Source organism: Streptomyces iranensis, assembly GCF_017874715.1.
Classification (GTDB): domain Bacteria; phylum Actinomycetota; class Actinomycetes; order Streptomycetales; family Streptomycetaceae; genus Streptomyces; species Streptomyces iranensis.
Genome location: NZ_JAGGLR010000020.1, coordinates 16,964 through 42,604, shown reverse-complemented (window position 1 = coordinate 42,604; position 25,641 = coordinate 16,964). Strand labels below are relative to the sequence as shown.

7 protein-coding genes are annotated in these 25,641 nt (G+C 70.6%); 5 read left to right on the top strand and 2 right to left on the bottom strand.

Annotation, left to right across the window (positions count from 1 at the left end):
- A complete protein-coding gene (locus J2Z30_RS32535) occupies positions 1 to 2,103 on the top strand; it encodes an ATP-binding protein (RefSeq protein ID WP_044567513.1) in 2,103 nt (700 codons plus the stop codon).
- Positions 2,104 to 2,108: 5 nt separating this feature from the next.
- Positions 2,109 to 2,420: a hypothetical protein gene (locus J2Z30_RS32530; RefSeq protein WP_044580837.1), complete on the top strand. Its 312-nt coding sequence runs from the start codon at positions 2,109 to 2,111 to the stop codon at positions 2,418 to 2,420.
- Between the two features lie 57 nt (positions 2,421 to 2,477).
- Here J2Z30_RS32530 and J2Z30_RS32525 read toward each other — a convergent pair whose 3' ends face one another.
- Positions 2,478 to 3,125, bottom strand: coding sequence for a hypothetical protein (locus tag J2Z30_RS32525; RefSeq protein WP_044567511.1), 648 nt, complete (start codon positions 3,123 to 3,125; stop codon positions 2,478 to 2,480).
- Positions 3,122 to 7,735, bottom strand: a complete 4,614-nt coding sequence (locus J2Z30_RS32520) for a phage tail protein (protein WP_308280166.1) — start codon at positions 7,733 to 7,735, stop codon at positions 3,122 to 3,124. Before J2Z30_RS32520 ends, J2Z30_RS32525 begins: the two co-directional genes overlap by 4 nt.
- 620 nt (positions 7,736 to 8,355) lie before the next feature.
- On the opposite strand from J2Z30_RS32520, the gene J2Z30_RS32515 reads away from it, so the two are divergent.
- The 3 genes from J2Z30_RS32515 (at position 8,356) to J2Z30_RS32505 (ending at position 25,638) form a co-directional block, all read left to right on the top strand.
- On the top strand, positions 8,356 to 9,447 hold the full coding sequence (locus J2Z30_RS32515) for a cytochrome P450 (protein ID WP_052701180.1): 1,092 nt from the start codon (positions 8,356 to 8,358) through the stop codon (positions 9,445 to 9,447).
- Positions 9,448 to 9,584: 137 nt separating this feature from the next.
- Positions 9,585 to 9,791, top strand: a complete 207-nt coding sequence (locus J2Z30_RS32510; protein WP_044567505.1) for a ferredoxin — start codon at positions 9,585 to 9,587, stop codon at positions 9,789 to 9,791.
- Positions 9,792 to 10,053: 262 nt separating this feature from the next.
- Positions 10,054 to 25,638 (top strand): type I polyketide synthase, encoded by a 15,585-nt coding sequence (locus J2Z30_RS32505; protein WP_209468935.1) that lies wholly within the window; start codon positions 10,054 to 10,056, stop codon positions 25,636 to 25,638.
- Positions 25,639 to 25,641 lie beyond the last annotated feature (3 nt).

Below are 25,641 nucleotides of genomic sequence, written 5' to 3'. Positions count from 1 at the left end.
ATGGGCGTAACCGCGGTGGAGCACCTGCGACTACGGCTGGCCGGCCTGCACGGGGCGCTCAGGGCCGCCGTCGAGCGCCAGGCCCGGCTCGCCGCCCGGCTCACCAGGCCCGACCTCACCCCGTACTGCGTGACCGACGAACAGGTCGACGTACTGCTCGGCGAGGTGCACGCCTTCACCGAAACCATGGCCGAGCACTACGCGCCCCCGCCGCCGGAGCCGGAAGCCGAACGCGACCTGAGGCGGCGCGCGTCCGCCGAGGGCCGGGCTCTGCCGCTGGACGCGCTCGCCACCCGGTTCGGCCTGACCCGCGCGGAGCAGGACGCCCTGCTCCTGGCCGCCGCGCCCGAGCTGGACCGGGGCTACGAGCGGATCTACGCCTACATCGTGGACAACCTCAACCGGCGGCTGCCCAGCGTGGAACTGCTGATGGCCGTGAGCGCGGACAGCGCGGCCGCGTGCCTCGCCCTGCGCCGCTCCCTCGGCCCGGCCGGGCCGCTGCGCCGCTACGGACTGCTGCGCGCACACGGCGAGGCCGCGGTCGAACTCGCCCAGGAACTCCTCCCCGGACCCGGGGTGCTGGACTTCCTGCTGGGCTGGGGCGGCGACGTCGGACTGCTCGGCCACGACCCCGGCGAGGTCGCCCCGCCGGAGCCGCGCGTGCTGTCCCCGTACCTCTCCTCCGAACGGCTCACCCGACTGGGCCGCGCGCTGGGCTCCGGCGACCTCGACCTGGCCGGGCTGTGGGGCTGCCCGCCCGACGGCCAGCTCGACGCCGTACAGGCGCTGGTCCGGGCCGCCGGGGCACCGCTGCGCACCCTGACCGACGACCCCGAGGCCGATCTGCGGACGGCCGCCGTGCTGGGCGCGGTGCTGTGGATCCCCACCGACGACCTGCGCGGCGAGCCGCGGCGGGCCACCGCCGACGCGGTGTCCGCCGCGCTGCTCCGCTCGCGGGTGCCGGTGTGCCTGACCGGCCTCAGGCCCTGGCGCCCGGCGGGCCTGCTCGCCGCCCGCGCCTATGCCGAACTCACCGTGCCCGTACCCGGGTTCACCGACCGCCGCGCCATGTGGTCGGCAGCCCTGCCGGACCTGAACGGAACCCTCCTCGAAGACCTCGCCGTCCGCTACCGGATGAGCGGCGGCGAACTGCGCGCCGTCGCCTCGGTCGCGGACGCCGGGGCGCGCCTGGCCGGCAACGGACACCCGGAGCCGGTCGCCGCGCATGTGGAGCCCGCGATCGCCACCGTCACCCGCGGCCGCGGCGGCAGCGCCGTCCAGTCGATCACGCCCCGCCGCACCGTCGACGACCTGGTCCTGCCCGATGTCCAGTTCCGCCAGATCCTGGAGATCGCCTCGGCCTTCCGCGCCTGGCCCCGGATCGCCGAGAGCTGGGGCTTCGCCCGCCGCTCCGGGCACGGCGGGGTCAAGGCGCTCTTCACCGGTGAGCCCGGAACCGGCAAGACCATGTCCGCCGAGATCGTCACCGGCATGCTCGGTCTGGAACTGCTCAAAGTGGACCTCGCCCAGGTCGTCTCCAAATGGGTGGGGGAGACGGAGAAGAACATGGAGACCGCGTTCCGGCAGGCCGAGGAGAGCCATGCGGTGCTGCTCTTCGACGAGGCCGACGCGCTGTTCGGCAAGCGCGGCGAGGTGAAACATGGCACCGACCGCTACGCCAACCTGGAAGTCGGCTATCTGCTGCAGCGCCTGGAGGCCAGCGACGGCCTGGTCATCCTGACCAGCAATCTGAAGGACAACATCGACCCGGCCTTCACCCGGCGCTTCCACTTCGTCGTCCACTTCCCCCGCCCGGCCGCCGCCGAACGCCGCCGGCTGTGGCGCCTCGCCTTCCCCCAGGAGGCCCCCCTCGCCCCCGATGTGGACCTGGGCGCCCTGGCCCGCCTGGACATGACCGGCGCCGCCATCACCGCGGCGGCCCGCACGGCGGCACTGGCGGCGGCGGACGGGGGTGGCGATACGATTGCCATGCGCCATGTCGTACGTGGTGTGGCACGCCAGTTCCAACGCGAGGCCCGCCTGCTCCGCCCGACCGAACTGGGCCCGCACGCCCATCTGCTCGACGACGCATCCCAGGGGTGAAGCCGATGCTGCCCACCGAACCCCCGCTCTCCCTCCACCGCCTCCTGGCCCCGGTCCCGTCCGTCCGCCCGCAGGAGGTCGCGACGGCGGTCCGGCAGGGGGCGGCCCCGAGCCCGGTACCGACTCCCGCTCCGGCGCCCGTGAGCAATGCGACGGTGGCCCGTGCGGCGCACCCTCCGGCCACGGTGGGGCCCTCGCTGCTGGCCGGTCAGGACCGGTCGGGGAACGCGGCCGTGGCCCATGCCGCGCTGCGGGCGGTGCCGGGAGCGGTGCCGCTCATGGTGCCCGTGCCGCAGACCACGACCCCGAGGCCGTGAGTCCCGGCCTCCGGTCCCCGGGGACCGGAGGGCCACGCAACGACCATCCCGGGTGTTTCAGCCGCTGCCACGCGAGGCGGCCCGGCGCTGGAACCCCTCGATCATCGGGACCAGTTCGCGGATCTCGGCCACGGTCTCCTCGTCGACCGGGTCGGTCCGCACGTTCGCGGGGTCCCATGACTCGTTCTCCAGCCAGTCGACGTACTGCGTGTGGTGCTCGTGCAGGACGGCGAGCAGGGAATCGCCGCAGCGTTCCACCCCGTTGTGCGGTTCGACGTCCTTCCAGATCCCGAATACGGTCGTCCGGCCCGCCCCGAGCTCGGCGAGGCTGTAGCAGTGCACCCGGCCGCCGTGCTCGAGGTTGACGTTGACACCGAGGAACAGGGGGACCAGATCCGGGTCGCGGGCGAAGACCTTGCGCGTGATGTCCGCCATCGGATCGGGCCGCTCCGGCTGGCCACCGCGCTCGGGGGGTACGGCCAGACGCCAGGGCAGCAGGGGGAAGTCCACCATGAGGTCCAGGGAGTGGGGGCCGGCGTCGGCGAGTACGAAGAACTCCTCGGGGAAGCCGACGCCGTAGCACTCCCGTACCACCTCGTGGGGCCCGAGTCCGTGCGTGTAGAGGGCCCTGGCCAGGCCTGCCATCGACGCGTAGTCGTCGCGTGAGCACTCGGCGCGCAGACGCCGCGGCGCGTCCTCGGTCACTCCGGCCCCTCTCCGGTCCGCTCGGCCTCCATGATGCTCCTCAGCAGCGGGGCGAGCTCGCCCCAGACACCCTTGAGCGCGTCGGCGGTCAGCGCGGTGATGATCCGGCGCGTCACCTTCCGGGCCTGCTCGACCACCTGCCCGGCCTGCGGTGTGCCCGCCTCCGCCAGCGTCTGGGCCAGGTGCTTGGCGTCCTCTCTGAGCTTCTTGGCGCGCGTTCTGATCACCACGCTGTGCACGGTCCGCCGAGGATCGTCGACCATCAGCTTGACGACTTCTTCCACATGGACGAAGACGATGTCCTGGAGTTGGGCCTGCAGCCTCGCCCACGCCTTCTTGCTCATGCCCTGCGGCTTCGGGGTGGACAGGATGAACTCCTGGGCGAGCCGTGTGGCGCTGGCCGTGGACTGCGACTGGAGCACCAGCGCGTAGGCCCGGTGGCTGCGGCGGGCGATCTCCTCCGCGCCCAGCCTCGGATCGAGACCTTCGCCGCGCTCGGCTCCGACGACCTTCCGCGGGGTCACGGAGAGACCGCGCTTGTCGTCGCCCGGGGCCGGGCTCGTGGTGGTGGCGGCCAGGGGAGCGTAGACGACGGAGAAGCCGTCGCCGAACAGCTCCATCAATTTGATCTTGAGTTTCCGGCCCTCGGCACCGCCGATGGGGTACAGCTCTCCCTGGGCCTCGAGCAGCCCCTGGGTCCTGGGATCCTGGAAGATGCCCGGGGAGCCTTCCTTGTCCCACGCCTTGATGAGCATGTTCGGCTCGGTGGGGTAGAGCATCTGCGTGTACCGCTTGTCGATGGCCTCCCGGATCGCCCGGTCCACCTGGTTGGAGAGCGTCGTCAGCTGGACCGTGCGGGGGTCGGCGTCCTTCTTCCAGTCGAACTTCTCGAACGTGTAGCCCCCGATGGTGAGCAGCGGGTGCTCCCGCATCTCGCCCAGCACCTTGGTGTAGGCAGCCAGGACGCCCATCCCCTTGGTGGTCGAGACACTGGTGTCGGCGTCCTGGCTGACGATGTGGACCTGCTTGTTGGCCTTGCCGAGGATGTCCACCGCCTTCTTGGTGTACGACGAGCCGAGCACCTGCTGGCGGAAGACCCCGTAGGGAAGCGCCTTCTTGTCGCGCAGGCCGGATTCGTTCTCCTCCGCGAGCTTCCGCTTGCCGTCCGTTTCGAGGGCCCGGTACTTCGCGCGCACCTCGGCCAGAGGGGCGTTGCCCTGCTCCCTCCCGCCCTGCACGCGGACCCACCGGGGCGTCCAGACGAAGCCGAAGACGGCCGCGACGAGTTTGCTCGGCGGATTGACCATGCCGATGGCCGCGCTCAGCTCGCTCTTGTTCTTCTCGGGTTTGAGGCCCTCGAAGGCGTTGACGCCGATGACGACGGCGGTCCTGGCCGCGGCCATGTCCTCCGACCCGCCCCCGGGAACGTCCCATGCCGTGCTCAAATACCGGGAGGCCACGGCGGGGTTGCTCTCGATCTCGGAGGGAATGGCCGCCATGTTGACGACGAAGCCGATGAAGGGGTCGTTGCTCTGCCCGGCGGGCCTGACCTCGTGCAGCTGCGCGACCGTCGGTCCGTACCTGTTGACGTCCATGCGGCCCTGCGCTCTGGCGATCTTGTACGGGAACTCGTCCTCCGACAGGGTCTCCACCGGCGTGTCTTCGCTCGGGTTGATGGTCACTCTGATGCGGTACTTGCCCTCCGCGATCTTCTTGAGCTGGATCCGGGTGAGGCCGTGCCGCCGCTTGATCGGACCGAGGCCGCGCCGCACCGTCTTGACCGTGGCCGCTTCCTCGTTGAGCAAGTGCGTCGCGTCGCGCACGGCGGCGTCGAGGGCGCGCTTCCTGTCCGCCTCGGTCCGCTTGTCCGGCCGCTTGTCCGGCCGCTTCTTCTTCGGGTCGCGCCTGCGTTTGGGCCTGCGCCGGCCGGGGCGGCGCCGCTGGTCCGGACGGGTCCGGCGGCGCGGGCGGGCCGGGCGCTTCCGGTCCGGGCGACGCTTCGGCTTCGGCTTCTTCTTCTCGAACTTCGGCTTGAGCTTGGACCAGAGCTTCTTCACCAGCCCCACGATCTTGTCGATCACCCAGTCCACCGCCCGGTTCACCGGCTTGGACATCGCCTGGACGATCTGCTTGACCTTCGCGGCGATGCCGCCCACGCCCAGGATCGCGGCCAGGACACCCAGGAGGACCGGGATGGAGCGGGCCAGGGCGCGTTCGATGAGGCCCGGGACGCCACCGCTGCCGCCTCTCGCGATCGCGATGACCGAGTCCAGCACGGCGTTGACGAACTCGAAGATCTGGCGCGCCTGGGTGACGATGAAGCGCACGATGTCGATGATCAGCTTCACCGCCCGGACGAAGGCGGATGCCGGGTTGAGCAGCGAGATCACCCACATGATGCCGGCCTGGACGATCGTGGGCGTGACATATGCGATGACCTTGTCGAGCAGATCCTTCTTGAGGTCGCCCACCCGCGTCTTGAGGTCGTTCCACATCCCCGCGACGCCGCGCTTGCGGACCTCCGCGACCAGCGGCACCGCGGTTTCGGCCGCTGCGACCGCCGGTTCCATCCTGGGGACCTTGCGGACGATCCGGGAGCGGATGTTCTGCCAGGTCAGTCCGAGCAGGGAGGCGAGCATCCTCAGGACGCCCTGCGCGTCGAACTTCGACGGCAGCTCGATGCCGGCCTCGGCCGTCTTGCCCAGCAGCCAGGACATGATGCCCTGTTGCAGGTGGCGTCCGATGTTCGCCAGGAACTGCCGCAGACCGGCGCCGACGGCCGAGACCAGGTTGCGCAGGAAGCCGATCGGGTCCTTGAGGATCAGCATGACCGCCGACGCGGCCTTGGCGAGGACCGACAGCAGCAGCCGCTTCAGCTCCATGATGGTGTTGATGACGGACTTGACCGCGTCCACGGCCTTGGCCACCAGGCCCTTGTTCTTCTCCTTCTCGGCGGCGATCTCGTCGTCGACGGACTTGAGCGCGTCGGTGTACTTGGTGGCCAGCGTGTCGACGAGCTGGGTGCCCTTGTCGTCCACGGACTGCGTGAGTTCATCGAACTTGTCGGCGAACCCGGCGGCCGCCTGCTGCCCGATGGACCGCAGATCGGCCGGGAGCTTGCGCACCGCGTCCCGCAACTCGCCCCGGCCCTGCGCGATACGGCGCTTGGCCCGGTTCAGCTCCGTGCCGATGGTGTCGGCGACGTCCGAGATCACCTGCCGCATCCGGCGGACGTAGTTGTCGCGGGCCTCCTCGAAGATCTTGTCGGCTTCGGCGGGCAGCCCGGCGAACTTGTCCCGCACCCAGCGGAGTTTGCCCGTCACCCCCGAGTACCGGCGGTCCTTGTACTCGTCCATCTTCCGCTGGTGCTCGGCGGTGAACGCGTCCCGTGCCGCCTTCTCGCCTCTGCCGAACTGGTCGTCGACCAGCTTGTCGAGGCCGTTGAGAATGGCCTCGACATCCTTCTTCATCGTGTCGAAGACCCCTTGCAAGAGCGCCGTGACCTGGGCCCGCTTCTCCTCGTCCCGCCCCTGGGCGCCGGACTTGCCCGTCCCGACCTGCTGGCCGGTGCGCACCCGCTGGGCGCCCATCGCGCCCATGGCCACGGCACCGAGCCGCCTCGCCTGCGCGGTGGCCGCGTGCAGCTCCTTCTTCTCATGCCCCCGCATCCGGCCGGGAGCCGCCTCGGAGTGCTGCTCGGCGGCCTTCTTCTCGCCCAGCGCCTTGGTGAACGAAGCCTCGTTGGACTTCTTCAACTGCGCCTCGGTGACCTGCGCGGTCCTCATCCGCCGATTGACGTTGGCGGGTCCCGAGGACAGGTCGGTGGCCGACGGCGGCAGCTTGTCGGGTACGGCGTTCGCCGGGTCGGGTGTGCCCGGGGTCCCGGGGGGCCGGTCCGGGGTCAGTGGTACGACCTTCTTGGGAACGGCCGCCGAAGTGTCCGGCGGGGCCGCGGTCGTCGTGGCGATCTGCTCGGCCGAGTCCGCCTTGCCCTCGCCGACCTTGCCCCGCACCTCCTGCCGCACCTCATCGGCCTTGCCGGAGTCGGCGAACTTGTCCGCCTCGTCGAGGTTCTTCGGCGCCTTCTCGGCGATCGCCTTCTCGACCGCCCTGATGAACGCGTCCTTGTCGAAGTCCTTCGGCTCGGCCTCGTTCATCTTCTCGGCGTTGGCGGTCTTGCCCTGCGCCTCTTCGTCGTCCTTCGGTGGCCGGGCGGCGTCCTGCGCGGCCCCGGCCTCCGCCTTCGGGGGCGGGTGCGAGGCCGCCACCGAGCGCTTCTTGCGCCGTACGTCCTTCTTGAGCATCGCGAACTTCGGGTCCGCCCCCGGGCCGGGACGTGTCTTGGCCTCGGGGGCGGCGGGGGAGGCCGCGGCGGCGGGCGCCGCCTCCGCCGTGTCCGCCCGTGCCGGTTCGGCCGTGGGAGGCTGCTGCCGAGAGGCGGTCTCGGTACGGCGGGCCGCCGCGACCGCGCCATTGCCGACCGTGTCCTGCCCGGCGGGCCGCAACCGGGTGGAGGAGGGTGGCGGCGCCGCAGGTCCGCGTCCGCCGGACAAGGCCGCCGTCACCGCCGCGTTGGACAGGGGCACCTGGGGGCGACCGGGGTCGTGCACCTCTGGCCGATCCTGTGCGGGGGCCGGTACCGTCCTCGACACCCTGGGCCGCAGCGCGAGAGCCTTCGGCGGTGGCATCGGACGGAACCCCTCCCACGCATGTCGGTGCCGACAGGAACGTGGACTCCCGCTGACACTCCCCGACGAAGGGTGGCAGCATGGGCGTGACGAGCCCGTCACCCCCGTGTTCTCCCAGCGTCTCCACGCGGCGCGGCAGCCGGAGCCGGCGTCCGGTCAGACTCGGTGACAACAGATGTGGTTGGAGACGGCGTACCCGGGGTAGGGGAGCGGTGGAGCCGCCACGCGTTCAGACGTCGCGGCCGGCGCGGTGAGTGCACCCCGCGCGCAGGAGGTCAACAGCTCCCGCCTTTGTCTAAGGAAATTTGCAGAACTTGTCTGCGGAGGCCTTTTGGTGCGCTATCGGGCCGACGGCGAAGCTAGCATCGAGATCGAGCCAGCCGGTGTAGCCGCCGACGACCTCGATGCATGGATTGTGAATCGATGGAGGAGTCTTGGTCGACGCCCCGCACCCCCCAGTGTCACTGCCTACCAAGCGGAGCTGCCCCTTCGATCCTCCGGACGGCTACACCCCTCTGCGCGAGCAGGAGCGGATAACGCACATGAGTTATCCGGGCGGCACGCCCGGGTGGCTCGTCACCCGCCATGCCGAAGCGAAGGAACTGCTCACCCATAAGAGCTTCAGCGCGCGCCAGGAAGGGATAATCTCTCCCGTCCCCACGGAGCTGGCGTACGACGGTCCGGCCGATCCGGGCGCCTTTGCGAAGACGGACGACCCGGTTCACAGCAAGTATCGCAAGCTGGTCACCGGCTTTTTCACGGTCCGGCGCACACGTCAACTCGCCCCCATGATCGAGCGAATCGTGCACGAGCAACTCGACGATCTGGAAAAGGCCGGTCCGGGCGCCGATCTGGTGGAGGTCTTCACCGAATCCGTTCCCTCCCGGGTGATGTGCGAGATGATCGGCGTCCCCGAGTCGGAGCGGAGGAGCCTCCAGCGTCATGTGGAGACACTCGGCCGGCTCTCCTCCACCGTTCCCGAGGCGCTTGCCGCCGTGTCCGGGATGAGCGGGTTCCTGGCCCGCTTCGTCCCCACCCGGATGGACGACCCGCGGGACGACATCCTCGGAGACCTCATCCGCGGCGGGCAGCTCACCGAGCAAGAACTCATGGGCATGACCGCCACGTTGATCACCGGGGCCTTCGACACTACGGGCAACATGCTCGCCATGGGCGTCTACACCCTGCTCGAGCACCCCGATCAACTGGCCAAGCTCCAGGCGGACCCGGAGCTCATGGGGGCCGCCGTCGAGGAGCTTCTCCGCTTCCTCACCATCTCCCACCTCGGGGCCAGCCGGTGGGCGCTCGAAGACGTCGAGTTCGCCGGTCAGACCATCAAGAAGGGCGAGGTGGTCACCGTCGCCCTCCCCGCCGTCAACCGCGACCCCGAGCGCTACGAGAACCCCGATCAGCTTGACATCGGCCGTACGGACCATGGGCACCTGGGGCTCGGCCACGGCGTTCACCAGTGTCTCGGCCAGCACCTCGCCCGCACGATCCTGCGCGTCGGCTACGAGGCCCTGTTCGACAGGTTCCCCACGCTGCGGCTGGGCGTGCCGAGCGATGAGATCCGGATGCGCGACGACTTCGTGCACTACGGCCCCAGGTCGCTCCCCGTGACCTGGGACGACTGATCCAGATTCCAGATGAACAAGCGGTGAATGCGACGGGCGGTGGGGAGTTCTCCCACCGTCCGTCACCGTCACGCAAGAGGGCCCACAAGACGTAGACATGTCGGCCATCCCGAACAACAAGGTAGGACTGAGACCCGATGAGGATCACCGCCGACCGTGAGGTGTGCTGTGCGGCGGGCCAGTGCGCGTTGATCGCGCCTGACCTGTTCGACCAGAGCGACGAGGACGGCTCCGTCGTTCTGCTCGACGCACAGCCCGACACCGGACGGCTGGACGTTCTGCGTGAGGTCGTATCCCGCTGCCCAACCGGTGCGATCCGCCTCGAAGAAGAACCTGGCGCGTGAAAACAGCGCGTGAAATTTCGGGGGCGCGAATAGCGGCGGAGAACGCAACCGTGGCAAGGATCACACGGCTGATGAAACGCTACTGAAACCAAATCCCCGGAACGCTGCCCGGGGTTGTCAGCCATGCCTGGGTGGGTTTCTAGGGTTTCCCTTATGGGACCGCGGCTAGTGTGGCCGGTGTCCGTCTGGCAATGCGTGTTTTCATAACTTTCAGGGCCGTTGCGCTCTTCCAGCGAACGACGCGTTAAGTGTGGAGTTTCTGATGCCTGATGCATCCAACCAGAACAAAGCCGTTGAAGCGCTGCGCAAGTCGTTCAAGGAAATCGAGCGGCTCCGGCGTCAGAACCGCCAGCTGATCAGCTCGGCAACCGAACCCATTGCCATCATCGGTATGGCCTGCCGATTTCCGGGTGGGGTGAATTCCCCCGAGGCGCTGTGGCGCCTGGTCGCCGATGGAGCGGACGCCATCTCGCCCTTCCCGACAAACCGCGGCTGGGACGTGGAGGGGATCTACAATCCGGATCCGGAGCATCCGGGTACCAGTTACGTTCGCGAAGGCGGCTTCCTCCACGACGCGGATCAATTCGACTCCGGGTTCTTCGGCATCTCGCCCCGCGAGGCCCTGGCCATGGACCCGCAGCAGCGGCTACTGCTGGAGACGTCGTGGGAGGTTATGGAGCGGGCGGGCATCGACCCCGCGTCGCTGCGTGGCAGCCAGACAGGCGTCTTCACCGGCGCCATGCACACCACCTACGCGTCCGAGGCCGCGCAGATCCCGGACGAGATCGAGCCGTACCTCCACAACGGCGCCACCACCAGCATCGCCTCGGGCCGTGTCTCCTACACCTTCGGCTTCGAAGGCCCCGCGCTGACCGTGGACACCGCCTGCTCCTCGGCGCTGGTCGCACTGCACCTGGCCGCGCAGGCGCTGCGCCAGGGCGAGTGCTCCATGGCGCTGGTCGGCGGTGCGACGGTCATGGTGAGCCCCAAGGGCTTCGTCACCTTCAGCCGCCAGCGCGGACTGGCCGCGGACGGCCGCTGCAAGGCGTTCGCCGACGGAGCCGACGGCACCACCTGGTCCGAGGGCATCGGTGTGCTGCTGGTGGAGCGGCTGTCCGACGCCCGGCGCAACGGGCACCAGATCCTGGCGGTGGTACGCGGCTCCGCCGTGAACCAGGACGGCGCGAGCAACGGTCTGACGGCTCCCAACGGCCCGTCACAGCGCCGCGTCATCCGGCAGGCTTTGGAAAACTGTGAGCTGACCCCCAGCCAGATCGACGCGGTCGAGGCACACGGTACGGGTACTACGCTGGGCGACCCGATCGAGGCCCAGGCGCTGCTGGCCACGTACGGGCAGGACCGGCCGGAGGGGCGGCCGCTCTGGCTGGGCTCGCTGAAGTCGAACCTCGGCCACACACAGGCCGCTGCCGGTGTCGCCGGCGTCATCAAGATGGTCATGGCGATGCGGCACGGCGTGCTGCCGAAGACGCTGCACGTCGACGCCCCGTCGAGCCACGTCGACTGGTCCGAGGGCGAGATCGAGCTGCTGACCGAGTCGACGCCGTGGCCGGAGACGGGCGAGCCGCGCAGGGTCGGTGTGTCCTCGTTCGGTGTGAGCGGGACGAACGCGCATGTGATCCTGGAGCAGGCCCCGGAGGCCGGGACGGCCGAGGTTGAGGCCGAGGAGCCCGCTGACGGTGGCGTCGCGGGTATCGCGGGCCCGGTGGCGTGGGTGGTCTCGGGCAAGACCGACGCGGCGCTGCGGGAGCAGGCCGGGCGGCTGCGGGAGTTCGTGGCCGAGCGCGCGGAGCTGGGCGCCGCCGATGTGGCGCTCTCGCTGGCCACGACCAGGTACGCGTTCGAGCAGCGCGCCGTGGTGACCGGAACCAGCCGTGAGGAACTCCTCGAACGCCTGGCGGCGGTGGCCGAGGGCGCCGAGCTCCCCGGTGTGGTGCGCGGGAAGGACGCCGAAACGCCTGGTCGTTCGGTGTTTGTGTTCCCGGGGCAGGGGGCGCAGTGGGTGGGTATGGCGGTGGGGTTGCTGGAGTCTTCGCCGGTGTTCGCTGAGGCGGTTGGTGAGTGTGAGTCGGCTCTGTCTGCGTATGTGGACTGGTCGTTGACTGATGTGTTGCGTGGGGTTGCGGGTGCTCCCGGTTTTGACCGGGTGGACGTGGTGCAGCCTGTTCTTTTCGCGGTGATGGTGTCGCTGGCGAAGTTGTGGCGTTCGGTGGGTGTGGAGCCTGATGCGGTGATGGGGCACAGTCAGGGTGAGATCGCCGCGGCGTGTGTCGCGGGTGCGCTCTCACTTCAGGACGCCGCGAAGGTGGTGGCGTTGCGGTCGCAGGCGATCGCGGCGGGTCTTGCCGGACGTGGCGGCATGGTGTCGGTGGGGTTGCCGGTGGTGCGGGTGGAGGAGCGTCTTGCCCGGTGGGGTGGGGCGATTTCGGTGGCGGCGGTGAATGGTCCGGGTTCTGTCGTGGTGGCGGGTGATCCGGATGCGTTGGACGAGATGGTGGCGGAGTTCGAGGGTGAGGAGGTGCGGGTTCGCCGGGTTCCGGTGGATTACGCGTCGCACTCGGCGCATGTGGAGGGGATTCGCGAGGAGCTGCTGAGGGTTCTGGCGGACTTGGCGCCGCGTTCGTCGGAGGTGCCGTTCTACTCGACGGTGTCCGGTGAGCTGGTGGATACGGCTGGGCTGGACGCGGAGTACTGGTATCGGAACCTGCGGCAGACGGTTGAGCTGGAGTCCACCACCCGCACTCTGCTCGACGAGGGCCACACCGTGTTTGTCGAGGTGAGCCCGCATCCGGTGTTGACCCTGCCGGTGCAGCAGACCGTGGAGGCCGCCGAGCAGCGGGCCGTGATCGTGGGGACGCTGCGGCGCGACGAGGGCGGTCCTGAGCGGTTCCTGACCTCCGCCGCCGAGCTTCATGTCAGCGGGGCCGGCGTCGACTGGCGGAAGGTGTTCGTCGGCCACGGCGCACGCCGCGTTGAGTTGCCGACGTACGCCTTCCAGCACGAGCGCTTCTGGCTTGACGCGCCCGCGGGTGTGGGCGATGTGGGTTCGGTGGGGCTGGGCTCGCTGGGGCATCCGTTGCTGGGTGCCGTGGTGTCGTTGGCGAGCGGTGGCGGGGTGCTGCTGAGCGGGCGGCTGTCGTTGGCCACGCATGGGTGGCTGGCGGATCACGCCGTGCATGGGATCGTGCTGCTGCCGGGGACGGCCTTTGTCGAGCTGGTGGTACGGGCGGGGGACCAGGTCGGCTGTGGCCGGGTTGAGGAACTGATCCTGGAGGCGCCGCTGATCCTGCCCGAGCAGGGTGGGGTGCACCTTCAGGTCGAGGTGGGCGAGGCGGATGCCTCCGGCTTCCGTGAGGTGAGTGTGTTCTCGCGGGAGGAAGCGGACGGTGAGGGTGCGGCATGGGTGCGGCACGCCCATGGTGTGCTCGGTTCGGCCGTGTCCGTCTCCGAGGCTCAGTTCGACTTTGGTGTGTGGCCTCCGGTGGGGGCTGAAGTTGTTGATGTGTCGGGTGAGTATGTGCGGGCTGCGGAGAACGGGTTGGAGTATGGGCCTGTTTTCCGGGGGTTGCGGCGTGCGTGGCGGCGTGGGGGTGAGGTGTTCGCTGAGGTTGGGCTTCCGGAGGAGGAGTGGGAGCGGGCGGGGCAGTTTGGTTTGCATCCGGCGTTGTTTGATGCGGCGTTGCATGCGATGGGTGTGAGTGAGGGTCTGGCGGGTGGTTCGGGGAGTTTGCTGCCGTTTTCGTGGCGTGGGTTTGCGTTGGATGCGGTGGGTGCGACGGCGTTGCGGGTGCGGTTGGCGTCGGTGGGTGTGGGGTCGGATGCGGTGTCGGTGTGGGTGGGGGATGAGTCGGGGCGTGGGGTGGCGTCGGTTGAGTCGTTGGTGTTGCGGCCGGTTGATGCGGATCAGTTGAGTGCGGTGGGTGGGGTGGCGCGGGATGCGTTGTTCCGGGTGGAGTGGGTGGATGCGCCGGGGGTTGTGGTTGCGGGTGGTGAGGTCGCGGCGGGGGTTGAGGTCATGCGGGTGGTGGCTGGTGGTGTGGATGTGGTGGGTGAGGTGTATGGGCGTGTGTTTGAGGTTTTGGAGCGGGTGCAGGGGTGGTTGGCGGATGAGGGTCGTGCTGGTGAGCGGTTGGTGGTGGTGACTCGCGGTGCTGTTGACGCGGGTGATGGTGTGGCGGATATGGCGGGGTCTGCGGTGTGGGGTCTGGTGCGGTCCGCGCAGGCGGAGAATCCCGGGCGTCTGGTGTTGGTGGACACCGATGACGTGGATGGTGTCGAGGGTGTGTTGCCTGGGGTGTTGGGTCTGGGTGAGGGGCAGGTGGTGGTGCGGTCGGGTGCGGTGCGGGTGCCGCGTCTGGGCCGGGTGCCGTCGCCGGGCACGGTGGAGCCGGGTGGGTTTGGCTCGGGTGCGGTGTTGGTGACGGGTGGGTTGGGTGTGTTGGGTGGTTTGGTGGCCCGGCACCTGGTGGCCGGGCACGGTGTGGACAAGCTGGTGCTGCTCTCCCGTCGTGGTGCGGAGGCTGAGGGCGCTGCGGAGCTGCGTGCTGAGCTGGAGGCGGCGGGCGCTGAGGTGTTGATCGAGGCGTGTGACGCTGCCGATCGTGAGGCTCTGGCCGGGGTGCTGTCGGGGTTGCCGGACAACTTCGCCCTGAGCGGTGTGGTGCATGCGGCGGGTGTGCTCGATGACGGGTTGTTGACGTCGTTGACGCGTGAGCGGGTTGAGCCGGTGCTGCGGGCGAAGGTGGACGCGGCATGGAATCTGCACGAGCTCACTGCCGGGCTGGACCTGTCGGCGTTCGTGCTGTTCTCGTCGGCCGCTGGTGTGTTGGGTGGTGCGGGGCAGAGCAACTATGCGGCGGCGAATGTGTTCCTGGATGGTCTGGCGTCGTGGCGTCGGGCTCAAGGGTTGTCGGGTGTGTCGATGGCGTGGGGTCTGTGGGCCGAGGCCAGCGGCATGACCGGACACCTCGGCGAGGACGACATCCAGCGAATATCCCGCTCGGGCGTGCTGCCACTGGCCACGGACGAGGGGCTTGAGCTGTTGGACGCCGCTCTGGTCTCGGACGCGGTGGTCCCCGTTCTCTTCCGGCTGGACATCCCGGCGCTGCGTGCGCAGGGCGCCGAACTCCCCGCCCTCTTCCGCAACGTCGTACCGGGGATGACGGTCCGGCGTGTCGCGGGCGCCGGAGACGCGGACGGCGACGACGTCGCCGCCCGGCTGCGGCGGCGACTGCTCAGCATGTCCGAGGCGGACCAGGAGCAGTTCCTGCTCGAAGAGCTGATCCGCATCCAGGTGGCCGCGGCCTTGGGACACAGCAAGTCGGACACAGTGGAGGTCGGGCGGCCCTTCAAGGAGCTGGGCTTCGACTCGCTCACCGCCGTGGAACTGCGGAACCGTCTGAGCGCGGAAACGGGTCTGCGCCTCCCGGCCACGCTCGTCTTCGACTACCCGAACCCGACCGTACTGGCGGGCTATCTGCGCTCGGAGATCCTCGGGGCGCAGGACACGGCCATCGCGGCACCGACGGCGGGCGGATCCTCCGGCGCCCCGGCGCGCACGGACGACGACCCGATCGCGATCGTCGCCATGAGCTGCCGCTTCCCCGGTGATGTGCGGACGCCCGAGGAGCTGTGGCAGCTGGTGATGGCGGGCACCGATGCCACGTCGTCGCTCCCGTCCAACCGTGGCTGGGACCTCGAGTCGACGTACGACCCGGACCCCGCGCGCGAGGGCACGTACTACGCCCGCAACGGTGGCTTCCTCTACGAGGCGGACCAGTTCGACCCGGCGTTCTTCGGGATCTCGCCGCGTGAGGCGCTGTCGATGGACCCGCAGCAGCGGCTGCTGCTGGAGACGTCGTGGGAGGCGTTCGAGCGGGCCGGTATCGACCCCGAGACGGCGAAGGGAAGCCGGACCGGTGTCTTCGTCGGCGTCGTGTACAACGACTACGGCACCCGTCTGCAAGGGAACGCTCCCGAGGGCTTCGAGGGATACCTCGGCACCGGCAGCGCGGGCAGCGTGGCCTCCGGCCGGATCTCCTACACCCTGGGCCTTGAGGGTCCCGCCGTGACGGTCGACACCGCGTGCTCGTCGTCGCTGGTCGCGCTGCACCTGGCGGTCCAGGCGCTGCGCCAGGGCGAGTGCGACATGGCGCTGGCCGGTGGCGCGACGGTGATGTCGACACAGGCCGGGCTGGTGGACTTCAGCCGTCAGCGGGCGCTGTCTGCGGACGGCAAGTGCAAGGCGTTCAGCAATCGCGCCGACGGATTCGGATTCGCCGAAGGCGTCGGGCTGCTGCTCGTGGAGCGGCTGTCCGACGCCCGGCGCAAAGGCCATGAGGTGCTGGCCGTCGTCCGGGGTTCGGCGGTCAACCAGGACGGCGCGTCCAACGGCCTGACCGCCCCGAACGGCCCGTCGCAACAGCGGGTGATCCGCGCAGCGCTCGAGACCGCCCGCCTGTCGGGCGCCGAGGTCGACGCGGTGGAGGCGCACGGTACGGGTACGTCGCTGGGTGACCCGATCGAGGCGCAGGCGCTGCTGGCCACCTACGGTCAGGGGCGGCCGGAGGATCAGCCGCTGTGGCTGGGCTCCATCAAGTCCAACATCGGCCACTCGCAGGCGGCGGCCGGTGTGGCCGGTGTCATCAAGATGGTGATGGCGATGCGTCACGGTGTGCTGCCGCAGACGCTGCACATCGATGAGCCGTCACAGCACGTGGACTGGACTGCGGGCGACATCGAACTGCTCACCGAGGCCACGGCCTGGCCGGAGACCGGACACCCGCGCCGCGCCGGCGTGTCGTCCTTCGGTGTGAGCGGGACGAACGCGCACGCCGTCCTGGAGCAGGCTCCGGAGGTCGAGGCGGCCGAGGTGGCCGAGGCCGAGGTTGCCGATGGTCCGGTGGCGTGGCTGCTGTCCGGCCGTACCCCGGAGGGGCTGCGGGCGCAGGCCGAGCAGCTGCGGGAGTTCGTGGCCGAGCGGGTGGAGCTGAGCGCCGCCGATGTGGCGTTCTCGCTGGCGACGTCGCGGTCGGTGTTCGAGCACCGTGGGGTGGTGACGGGCGCCGATCGTGAGGAACTGCTAGCGCGGTTGGGCGCGTTGGCCGGGGATGAGGGTGCCTCGGGTGTGACGCGCGGTGTGGCGGATGTCCGTGGCCGTTCGGTGTTCGTCTTCCCCGGGCAGGGGGCGCAGTGGGTCGGTATGGGTGTGGGGCTGTTGGAGTCCTCGCCGGTGTTCGCTGAGGCGATCGGTGAGTGTGAGTCGGCTCTGTCGGCGTACGTGGACTGGTCGTTGACGGATGTGCTGCGTGGCGCGGAGGGCGCTCCGGGCTTCGACCGGGTGGATGTCGTTCAGCCGGTGTTGTTCGCGGTGATGGTGTCGCTGGCGAAGTTGTGGCGTTCGGTGGGTGTGGAGCCGGATGCGGTGATGGGGCACAGCCAGGGTGAGATTGCCGCGGCGTGTGTGGCGGGTGCGCTCTCGCTGCAGGACGCCGCGAAGGTGGTGGCGTTGCGCTCGCAGGCGATCGCGGCGGGTCTTGCCGGTCGTGGTGGCATGGTGTCCGTCGGGCTGTCGGTCGACCAGGCCAGGGAGCGGATCGCCGTCTGGGACGGTGGAATATCCGTCGCGGCGGTCAACGGGCCCGGCTCGGTCGTGGTCTCGGGTGACCCGGGCGCGCTGGATGAGATGGTCGCGCGGTTGGAGGGCGAGGAGATCCGGGTCCGTCGGGTTCCGGTGGACTACGCCTCGCACTCGGCGCATGTGGAGGCGATTCGGGCGGAGTTGCTGGAGGTTCTGGGGGACCTGGAGCCGCGGGTGCCGGAGGTGCCGTTCTACTCGACGGTGTCCGGCGAGCTGGTGGACACCGCCGGTCTGGACGCCGAGTACTGGTACCGCAATCTGCGGCAGACGGTCGAGCTGGAGGCCACCACCCGTACTCTCCTCGACAACGGTCACGGTGTGTTCATCGAGGTGAGCCCGCACCCCGTGCTCACTCTCCCCGTTCAGCAGACCGTGGAGGCCGTTGAGGCCCAGGCCGTGGTCATCGGCACGCTGCGCCGCGACGAAGGTGGCCTGGTGCGGTTCCTGACCTCTGCCGCCGAGCTTCATGTCAACGGGGCCGACGTCGAGTGGCGGAAGGTGTTCGCCGGAAACGGGGCCCACCGGGTCGACCTGCCGACGTACGCCTTCCAGCGGCAGCGGTACTGGCTGGACGCCCTCTCGGCCGCCGAGGCGGCGGCCTCCGGTGACGGCTTGAGTGCGGACGCGGTGGACGCCCGGTTCTGGGAGGCCGTGGAGCGCGAGGACTTGGAGGCGCTGGCGCGGACGTTGGAGGTGGAGGACGAGGCGCAGCAGTCGTCGCTGACGGCGTTGCTCCCGGCCCTCTCGTCCTGGCGTCGTCAGCGGCGTGAGCAGAACACGGTGGACGGCTGGCGTTACAAGGCGGTCTGGAAGCCCCTGGCGTCCGCTTCCGAGACGACGCTCTCGGGCACCTGGCTCGTGGCCGTTCCGGAAGCCTGTGATGGCGATGTTCTGGTCGCCGCCGTGCTGGATGGCCTGGCCGGGCGCGGTGCGCATGTGGTTCGCGTGGTCGTCGGAGCGGCGGATGGCCGTGAGGCGATCACGGAGCGGCTACGCGTGGCGCTGGACGGCGTGGCGATGGAGCCCTCGGACGTGGCGGGTGTGTTCTCGCTGCTGGGGCTGGACGAGTCGGCGCATGAGTCCTTCGAGGTCGTCCCGGCCGGGCTGGCGGTGACGGTGGGCCTGGTCCAGGGGCTGGGCGACGCGGGTGTGGTGGCTCCGCTGTGGTGCGGCACTCGGGGCGCGGTGTCGGTGGGTCGCTCCGACCGGCTGGTGAGCCCGGTGCAGACGATGGTGTGGGGCCTGGGCCGCATCGTGGGGGCCGAATACCCCCAGCGCTGGGGCGGCGTCGTGGACCTGCCCGAGACGATGGACGGCCGTGCGATGGCCCGCCTGGCCGGACTGCTGGCCGGTGCGGAGCCCGAGGACCAGGTCGCGGTGCGTGGCTCGGGTGTGTTCGCGAAGCGGCTGGTGCGGGCCTCGGCGCCGGAGGCCACGGACGCCGATGGGTGGCGTGCGAGTGGTTCGGTGCTGGTGACCGGTGGTACGGGTGCGCTCGGTGGCCATGTGGCCCGGTGGCTGGCGCGTACGGGTGCCGGGCATCTGGTATTGACGAGCCGTCGTGGCATGGAGGCCGAGGGCGCCGCCGAGTTGAAGGCGGAGCTGGAAGACCTCGGGGCCCGGGTGACGGTGGCGGCGTGTGACGCGGCCGACCGGGATGCGCTGGCCGCGGTGCTGAATGGAATCCCGCGGGAGTTCCCGCTGACCGCCGTGGTGCACACCGCCGGTGTGCTGGACGACGGTGTGGTGGACGCGCTGACGGTGCGCCGCGCGGCCGGGGTGCTGCGCCCGAAGGTGGACGCGGCCCGCAATCTGCATGAGCTGACCGCCGGAATGGACCTGTCGGCGTTCGTACTGTTCTCCTCGGCAGCGGGCACTTTGGGTGGCCCGGGTCAGGGCAGCTACGCGGCGGGCAACGCCTACCTCGACGCGCTGGCGTCGCAGCGGCGCGCGGACGGCCTGCCGGCGACCTCCGTCGCCTGGGGCGCCTGGGCCGGAGGCGGCCTGGTGACGGGCGAGGTCGGCGAGCAGATGACCCGATCGGGGATGCTGGCCATGTCCCCCGAGCTGGCGATTTCGGCGCTCCAGCAGGCGTTGGACCTCGACGAGACATTCCTCGCGGTCGCGGACATCGACTGGACACGCTTCGAGGCGGACGCCGTCGACACCCCCCTCTTCCGCGAGGTGCGGAACGCGCGGAGCGCCACCGCGGAGAAGCAGTCCACGACGGGCAGCGCCGACCCCGGACGGGCGGAACTGCACGACCGGCTGGAAGCCATGCCCCGGGAGAAGCGCGAAGCGGCGCTGCGGGATCTGGTGCGTGCCCAGGCCGCCGACGTCCTCGCGCACGACAGCGCGGACGCGGTCGCCTCGGACCGTGCCTTCCGGGACCTCGGCTTCGACTCGCTGACCGCCGTTGAGCTGCGTAATCGGATCGGTGCGGCGACCGGGCTGCGGCTGCCGGTCAGCCTGGTCTTCGACTACCCCACGCCCACGGTGCTGGCGCGGTTCCTGCACGGCGAGATGTTCGGCACCGAGGAAGGCGGGGTCGCCGAGACCACGCCCACCCGCTCGGACTCGTTCGACGAGCCCATCGCGATCGTGGCGATGAGCTGCCGGTTCCCGGGCGGTGTGCGGACTCCCGAGCAGCTGTGGGACGTGGTTAACGCCGGAGTCGACACGATCTCCGGCTTCCCCGACGACCGTGGCTGGGACCTCGACGGGCTGTACGACCCCGACCCGGACAAGCCGGGCAAGACCTACGCCCGCACCGGCGGATTCCTGGACAACGTCTCCGACTTCGACCCGGACTTCTTCGGCATCTCGCGGCGTGAGGCCCTGGCCATGGACCCCCAGCAGCGGCTGCTGCTGGAGACGTCCTGGGAGGCGTTCGAGCGTGCCGGTATCGACCCGGCGGCGCTGCGCGGCAGCCAGGCGGGTGTCTTCATCGGCTCGAACTACCAGGACTACAGCGGGCGGGCCGTCAGCGCGCCGGACGGTGTGCAGGGCTATCTCGGACTCGGCAGCGCGTCGAGCGTGGCCTCCGGCCGCCTCTCGTACACCTTCGGCTTCGAGGGCCCGGCGGTGACGGTGGACACCGCGTGCTCGTCGTCGCTGGTCGCCCTGCACCTGGCCGCGCAGTCGCTGCGCCAGGGCGAGTGCGACATGGCGCTGGCCGGCGGTGTGACGATCATGGCCACGCCGGGCACGTTCGTCGAGTTCAGCGCCCAGCGCGTGCTCTCGCCGGACGGACGCTGCAAGGCGTTCTCCGCCGAGGCCGATGGCACGGGCTGGTCAGAGGGTGTGGGCCTGTTGCTGGTGGAGCGGCTGTCGGACGCCCGGCGCAAGGGCCACAAGGTGCTGGCCGTCGTCCGGGGTTCGGCGATCAACCAGGACGGTGCGTCCAACGGTCTGACGGCGCCCAACGGCCCGTCGCAGCAGCGCGTGATCGGCAAGGCCCTCGAAAACGCGGGTCTGTCGGCCGCCGATGTGGACGCGGTCGAAGCCCATGGCACGGGTACCTCGCTCGGTGACCCGATTGAGGCGCAGGCGCTGCTGGCCACGTACGGTCAGGGGCGGCCGGAGGATCAGCCGCTGTGGCTGGGCTCCATCAAGTCCAACATCGGCCACTCGCAGGCGGCCGCCGGTGTGGCCGGTGTCATCAAGATGGTGATGGCCATGCGTGAGGGCGTGCTGCCGAAGACGCTCCACGCGGACGAGCCCTCACCGCATATCGACTGGACCAGCGGCGCCGTGTCCCTGCTGCACGAGCCGACCCCGTGGCCGGAGACGGACCACCCGCGCCGGGCGGCCGTGTCGTCCTTCGGGATCAGCGGTACCAACGCGCACACCATCATCGAGGCGGCCGACCCCGTCGAGTCGCCGTCGCCGTCGCCGTCGCTGACGCCGTCGCCGGAGACGGGCGGCGAGGTCAACGGCTCGTCGGCCCCCATCGCGGTGGTGCCCTGGTTGCTCTCCGGCGGCAGCGCCGACGCGCTGAGCGCCCAGGCCGGGCGACTGCGCGAATTCGACAGTGTCCGTACCGCGCACGCCGGTGACGTCACCGACATCGGCTATTCGCTGGCGACGACCCGTTCCGCCCTGCCCTACCGGGCCGTTGTGGTCGCCGAGGAGCCGGCGCAGTTCCTGTCCGGACTCGACGCGCTCGCGGAGGGCGGGAACGCGGCCACGCTGATCCAGGGCGTGGCGCGGGCCGAGCACAAGACGGCGTTCCTGTTCTCGGGCCAGGGCGCGCAGCGCCTCGGCATGGGCCGGGAGCTGTACGACGCCTTCCCGGTGTTCGCCCAGGCGCTGGACGAGGTGTGCGCGTATCTCGATGTGCTGCTCGACCGTCCGCTGACCGAGGTGATCTTCGCGGCTGCGGGCAGCGCGGAGGCCGAGCTGCTCGATCAGACGGCGTTCACCCAGCCCGCTCTCTTCGCCATCGAAGTGGCGCTGTTCCGGCTGCTGGAGCACTGGGGTGTCACCCCGGATGTGCTGATCGGCCATTCCATCGGCGAGGTCGCCGCCGCGTATGTGGCGGGCGTTTTCACCCTGGAGGACGCGTGCGCGCTGGTGGCGGCCCGTGGCCGGCTGATGCAGGCGCTGCCCGAGGGCGGCGCGATGGTGGCCGTCCAGGCGCCCGAGGAGGAGATCGCCGCGTCGCTGGCCGGGCGTGAGGCCGAGGTGAGCATCGCGGCGATCAACGGCCCGACCGCCGTGGTCATCGCGGGCGACGAGGCCGCCGTGCTGGACATCGCCGGGCGGTGGGAGCGCGAGGGCCGCAAGACGCGCCGCCTGCGCGTCAGCCACGCCTTCCACTCCCCGCGCATGGACGGTGTGCTCGGAGACTTCCGGAAGGTCGTCGAGGGCCTGTCGTTCGCCCCGCCGGCCATCTCCCTCGTCTCCAACGTCACGGGTGAGTCGGCGGACACGGACGAGGTGTGCTCGCCCGAGTACTGGGTGCGCCATGTGCGGGAGGCCGTACGGTTCGCGGACGGAGTACGGGCCCTGGAGAAGCTGGGCGTTACGTCGTTCGTGGAGGTGGGCCCGGACGGTGTGCTCACCGCGATGGCTCAGGACTGCCTGACGGCCGACGAGTCCGATGGCGTGGCCGCCCCCGCCCTCGTCCCCGTTCTGCGCAAGGACCGCCCGGAGGTCCAGGCGCTGACGACGGCGCTGGCCGAACTCCATGTCCACGGCATCACGGTGGCGTGGGACGCGGTGTTCACCGGGCGTGGCGCCCGGCCGGTGGAGCTGCCCACCTACGCCTTCCAGCGGCAGCGCTACTGGCTCGAATCGGCGCTGGCCGCCAGTGGAGATGTGACCTCGGCGGGGCTGAACTCGCCCGACCACCCGCTCCTCGGCGCCGCCGTCGCCCTGGCCGACACCGACTCCTACCTGTTCACCGGCCGGCTGTCCGTCTCCTCCCAGCCGTGGCTGGCCGACCACGCCTTCGCGGACACCGTCCTCTTCCCCGGCACGGCCTTCGTGGAACTGGCCCTGCGCGCGGCGGAGCAGGTGGGCTACGAGCGGGTGGACGAGCTGACCATCGAGATGCCGCTGGTCCTGCCCGCACGGGGCGCCGTCCAGATCCAGCTCACCGTGGGCGAGCCGGACGAGTCGGGAGCCCGTTCGCTCAACCTGTACTCCAGGTCCGAGGACGCCCAGCCGGACGACCCCTGGACCCGTCACACGACCGGCCTGCTCACCAGCGACCCGGCCACCACGGCGCCGGAGTCCGTGGCCGCCGACTTCGCCGTGTGGCCGCCCGCGGACGCGAAGCCGATCGAGGTGGCCGACCTCTACGACCGGTTCATCGACGTCGGCTTCGCCTACGGCCCGGCGTTCCAGGGGCTGCGAGCCGCCTGGCGCCGTGGCGACGAGATCTTCGCCGAGGTCGACCTGCCCGAGGCGCAGGAAGCCGATGCCGCGCGGTACGGCCTCCACCCGGCGCTGCTCGACGCCTCGCTGCACACCGTGGCGTTCAAGCCGTCCGGCACCGACGGCAGCACCCTTCCGTTCTCCTGGAACGGGGTGACCCTCCACACCGCCGGCACGTCCGCGCTGCGCGTACGGCTCGGCAGCGTCGGCGATGACACGGTCTCCCTGCACGCCACCGACGCCTCCGGTGCGCTCGTCGCCTCGGTGGACTCCCTCGTCCTGCGGCCCGTGGCCCCGGAGCAGGTGAACTCCGCTCAGCCGTACGAGTCGCTGTACCAGGTCGAGTGGGTGCCCACCGCCCCGGACACCTCCCGCGCCCCGGAGACGGGTACGGCCGGGCGCTGGGCGCTCGTCGGACCCGACCAGGCCGAGATGGCGGGCGTCCTCGGATCGGCCGACGTCACCCTGGACACCTATCCGGACCTCGCGGCCCTGGCCGCGGCCATCGACACGGGCGCCGCCGCGCCTGACGTCGTCCTGGCAACGCACGTGTCCCGTACCCGCCGGACGCAGGAACTGGCGGCCGCGGTGCGGGAGGCCGGACACCGCGCCCTCGACCTGCTGAAGAGCTGGCTGGCCGACGAACGCTTCGGCGCCTCCCGGCTGGTGTTCCTCACCCGGGGAGCCATCGCCGCGGGCGACGACACCGACGTGGCCGACCCCGCCGCCGCGGCCGTCTGGGGCCTGGTGCGCTCGGCCCAGTCCGAGAACCCCGGCCGGTTCGTCCTGGCCGACCTGGACGACCAGGACGGCTCGCGCCGGATCCTCCCGGTGGCACTCACCGCCGACGAACCGCAGATCGTGGTCCGCGACGGCGAGCTACTGGCCGGTCGGCTGGCGCGGGTCCCGGCTCGTGGCGGGGCGACCGAGGAGACCACCGCCACCAGCGGCACCACCTGGGACCCGCGGGGCACCGTCCTGGTCACCGGAGCGGCGTCCGGCCTCGGTGGCCTGGTCGCCCGGCACCTCGTCGCCGAGCACGGCGTCCGCCACCTCGTGCTGGTCAGCCGCCGTGGCCTCGCCGCGGACGGCGCGGCCGAACTGCGCACGGAGCTGGCGGACCTCGGCGCCGACGCCACGGTCGCCGCCTGCGACACCGCCGACCGCGACGCCCTCGCCGCGCTCCTGGCCGCCCTGCCGGACGAGCACCCGCTCACCGCCGTGGTCCACACCGCCGGCGTGCTGGACGACGGCGTCGTCGAGGCACTCACCCCCGAGCGGGTCGACCGTGTGCTGCGGCCCAAGGTCGACGCGGTGCTCAACCTGCACGAGCTGACCGCCGGTCGCGACCTGTCCGCGTTCGTGCTCTTCTCCTCGCTCTCCGGGACCCTCGGCGGCACCGGCCAGGCCAACTACGCGGCCGCCAACGCCTTCCTGGACGCGTTCGCGCGGCGGCGCCGGGCCGAGGGCCTTCCCGCCCAGTCTCTCGCCTGGGGCCTGTGGGAGGAGCGCAGCGGCATGACCGGCAAGCTGGACGAGGCCCATATGCGGCGCCTCGCCCGCGAGGGCGTGACCCCGATGGCCTCCGATGAGGCGCTGGCCCTGTTCGACACCGCGTGCGGCATCGACGCGGCCACCCTCGTCCCGGCACGGCTCAACGCCTCGGCGTGGCGAGCCCAGGACGGGCCGATCCCGGCGCTGCTGCGGGGCATCATCCGCACCACGGCCCGGCGCGGCCCCGCGAGGACGTCCACGGGCGGCTCCGGAGCCAACTCCGCCGACCTCCGTCGCCGTATCGGCTCGATGAACCCGGCGGCCCGGCGGCAGGCGCTCCTGGAGCTGGTGACCGAGCACGCGGCCATGGCACTGGGCCACGACAACGCGCGGATGATCGCCCCCGACCGTGGCTTCCTGGAGCTCGGCTTCGACTCGCTGACCGCGGTCGGACTGCGCAACCAGCTGGGCACGGTGACCGGCCTCCGGCTGCCCGCCACCCTGCTGTTCGACTACACCACGTCCAGGGCGCTGGCCGGGTATCTGGCCGATGAGCTCGCCGGTGAGGAGCCGGACGCGTCGGTGGTGCTGCCGGTCCTGTCGGAGCTGGAGAAGCTGGAGAGCTCCTTCGCCCAGGTGGTGGCGGACGAGGCCGCCAGGGAGCGCCTCACCTCGCGCCTGCAGCAGGTCCTGGCGAAGCTGACCGCGGGGGAGCAGACAGAGACGGCGAACGGTGGGGTCGCCGCCGCCGACCGGTTCGAGTCGGCGACCGACGACGAGATCTTCGACTTCCTCGACGAGGAGCTCTCGTGACTT

Coding starts and splice junctions, on each gene's coding strand:
- J2Z30_RS32515 (WP_052701180.1), top strand. CDS start 8,356: ATGAGTTATCCGGGCGGCACGCCCGGGTGGCTCGTCACCCGCCATGCC.
- J2Z30_RS32535 (WP_044567513.1), top strand. CDS start 1: ATGGGCGTAACCGCGGTGGAGCACCTGCGACTACGGCTGGCCGGCCTG.
- J2Z30_RS32505 (WP_209468935.1), top strand. CDS start 10,054: ATGCCTGATGCATCCAACCAGAACAAAGCCGTTGAAGCGCTGCGCAAG.
- J2Z30_RS32530 (WP_044580837.1), top strand. CDS start 2,109: ATGCTGCCCACCGAACCCCCGCTCTCCCTCCACCGCCTCCTGGCCCCG.
- J2Z30_RS32510 (WP_044567505.1), top strand. CDS start 9,585: ATGAGGATCACCGCCGACCGTGAGGTGTGCTGTGCGGCGGGCCAGTGC.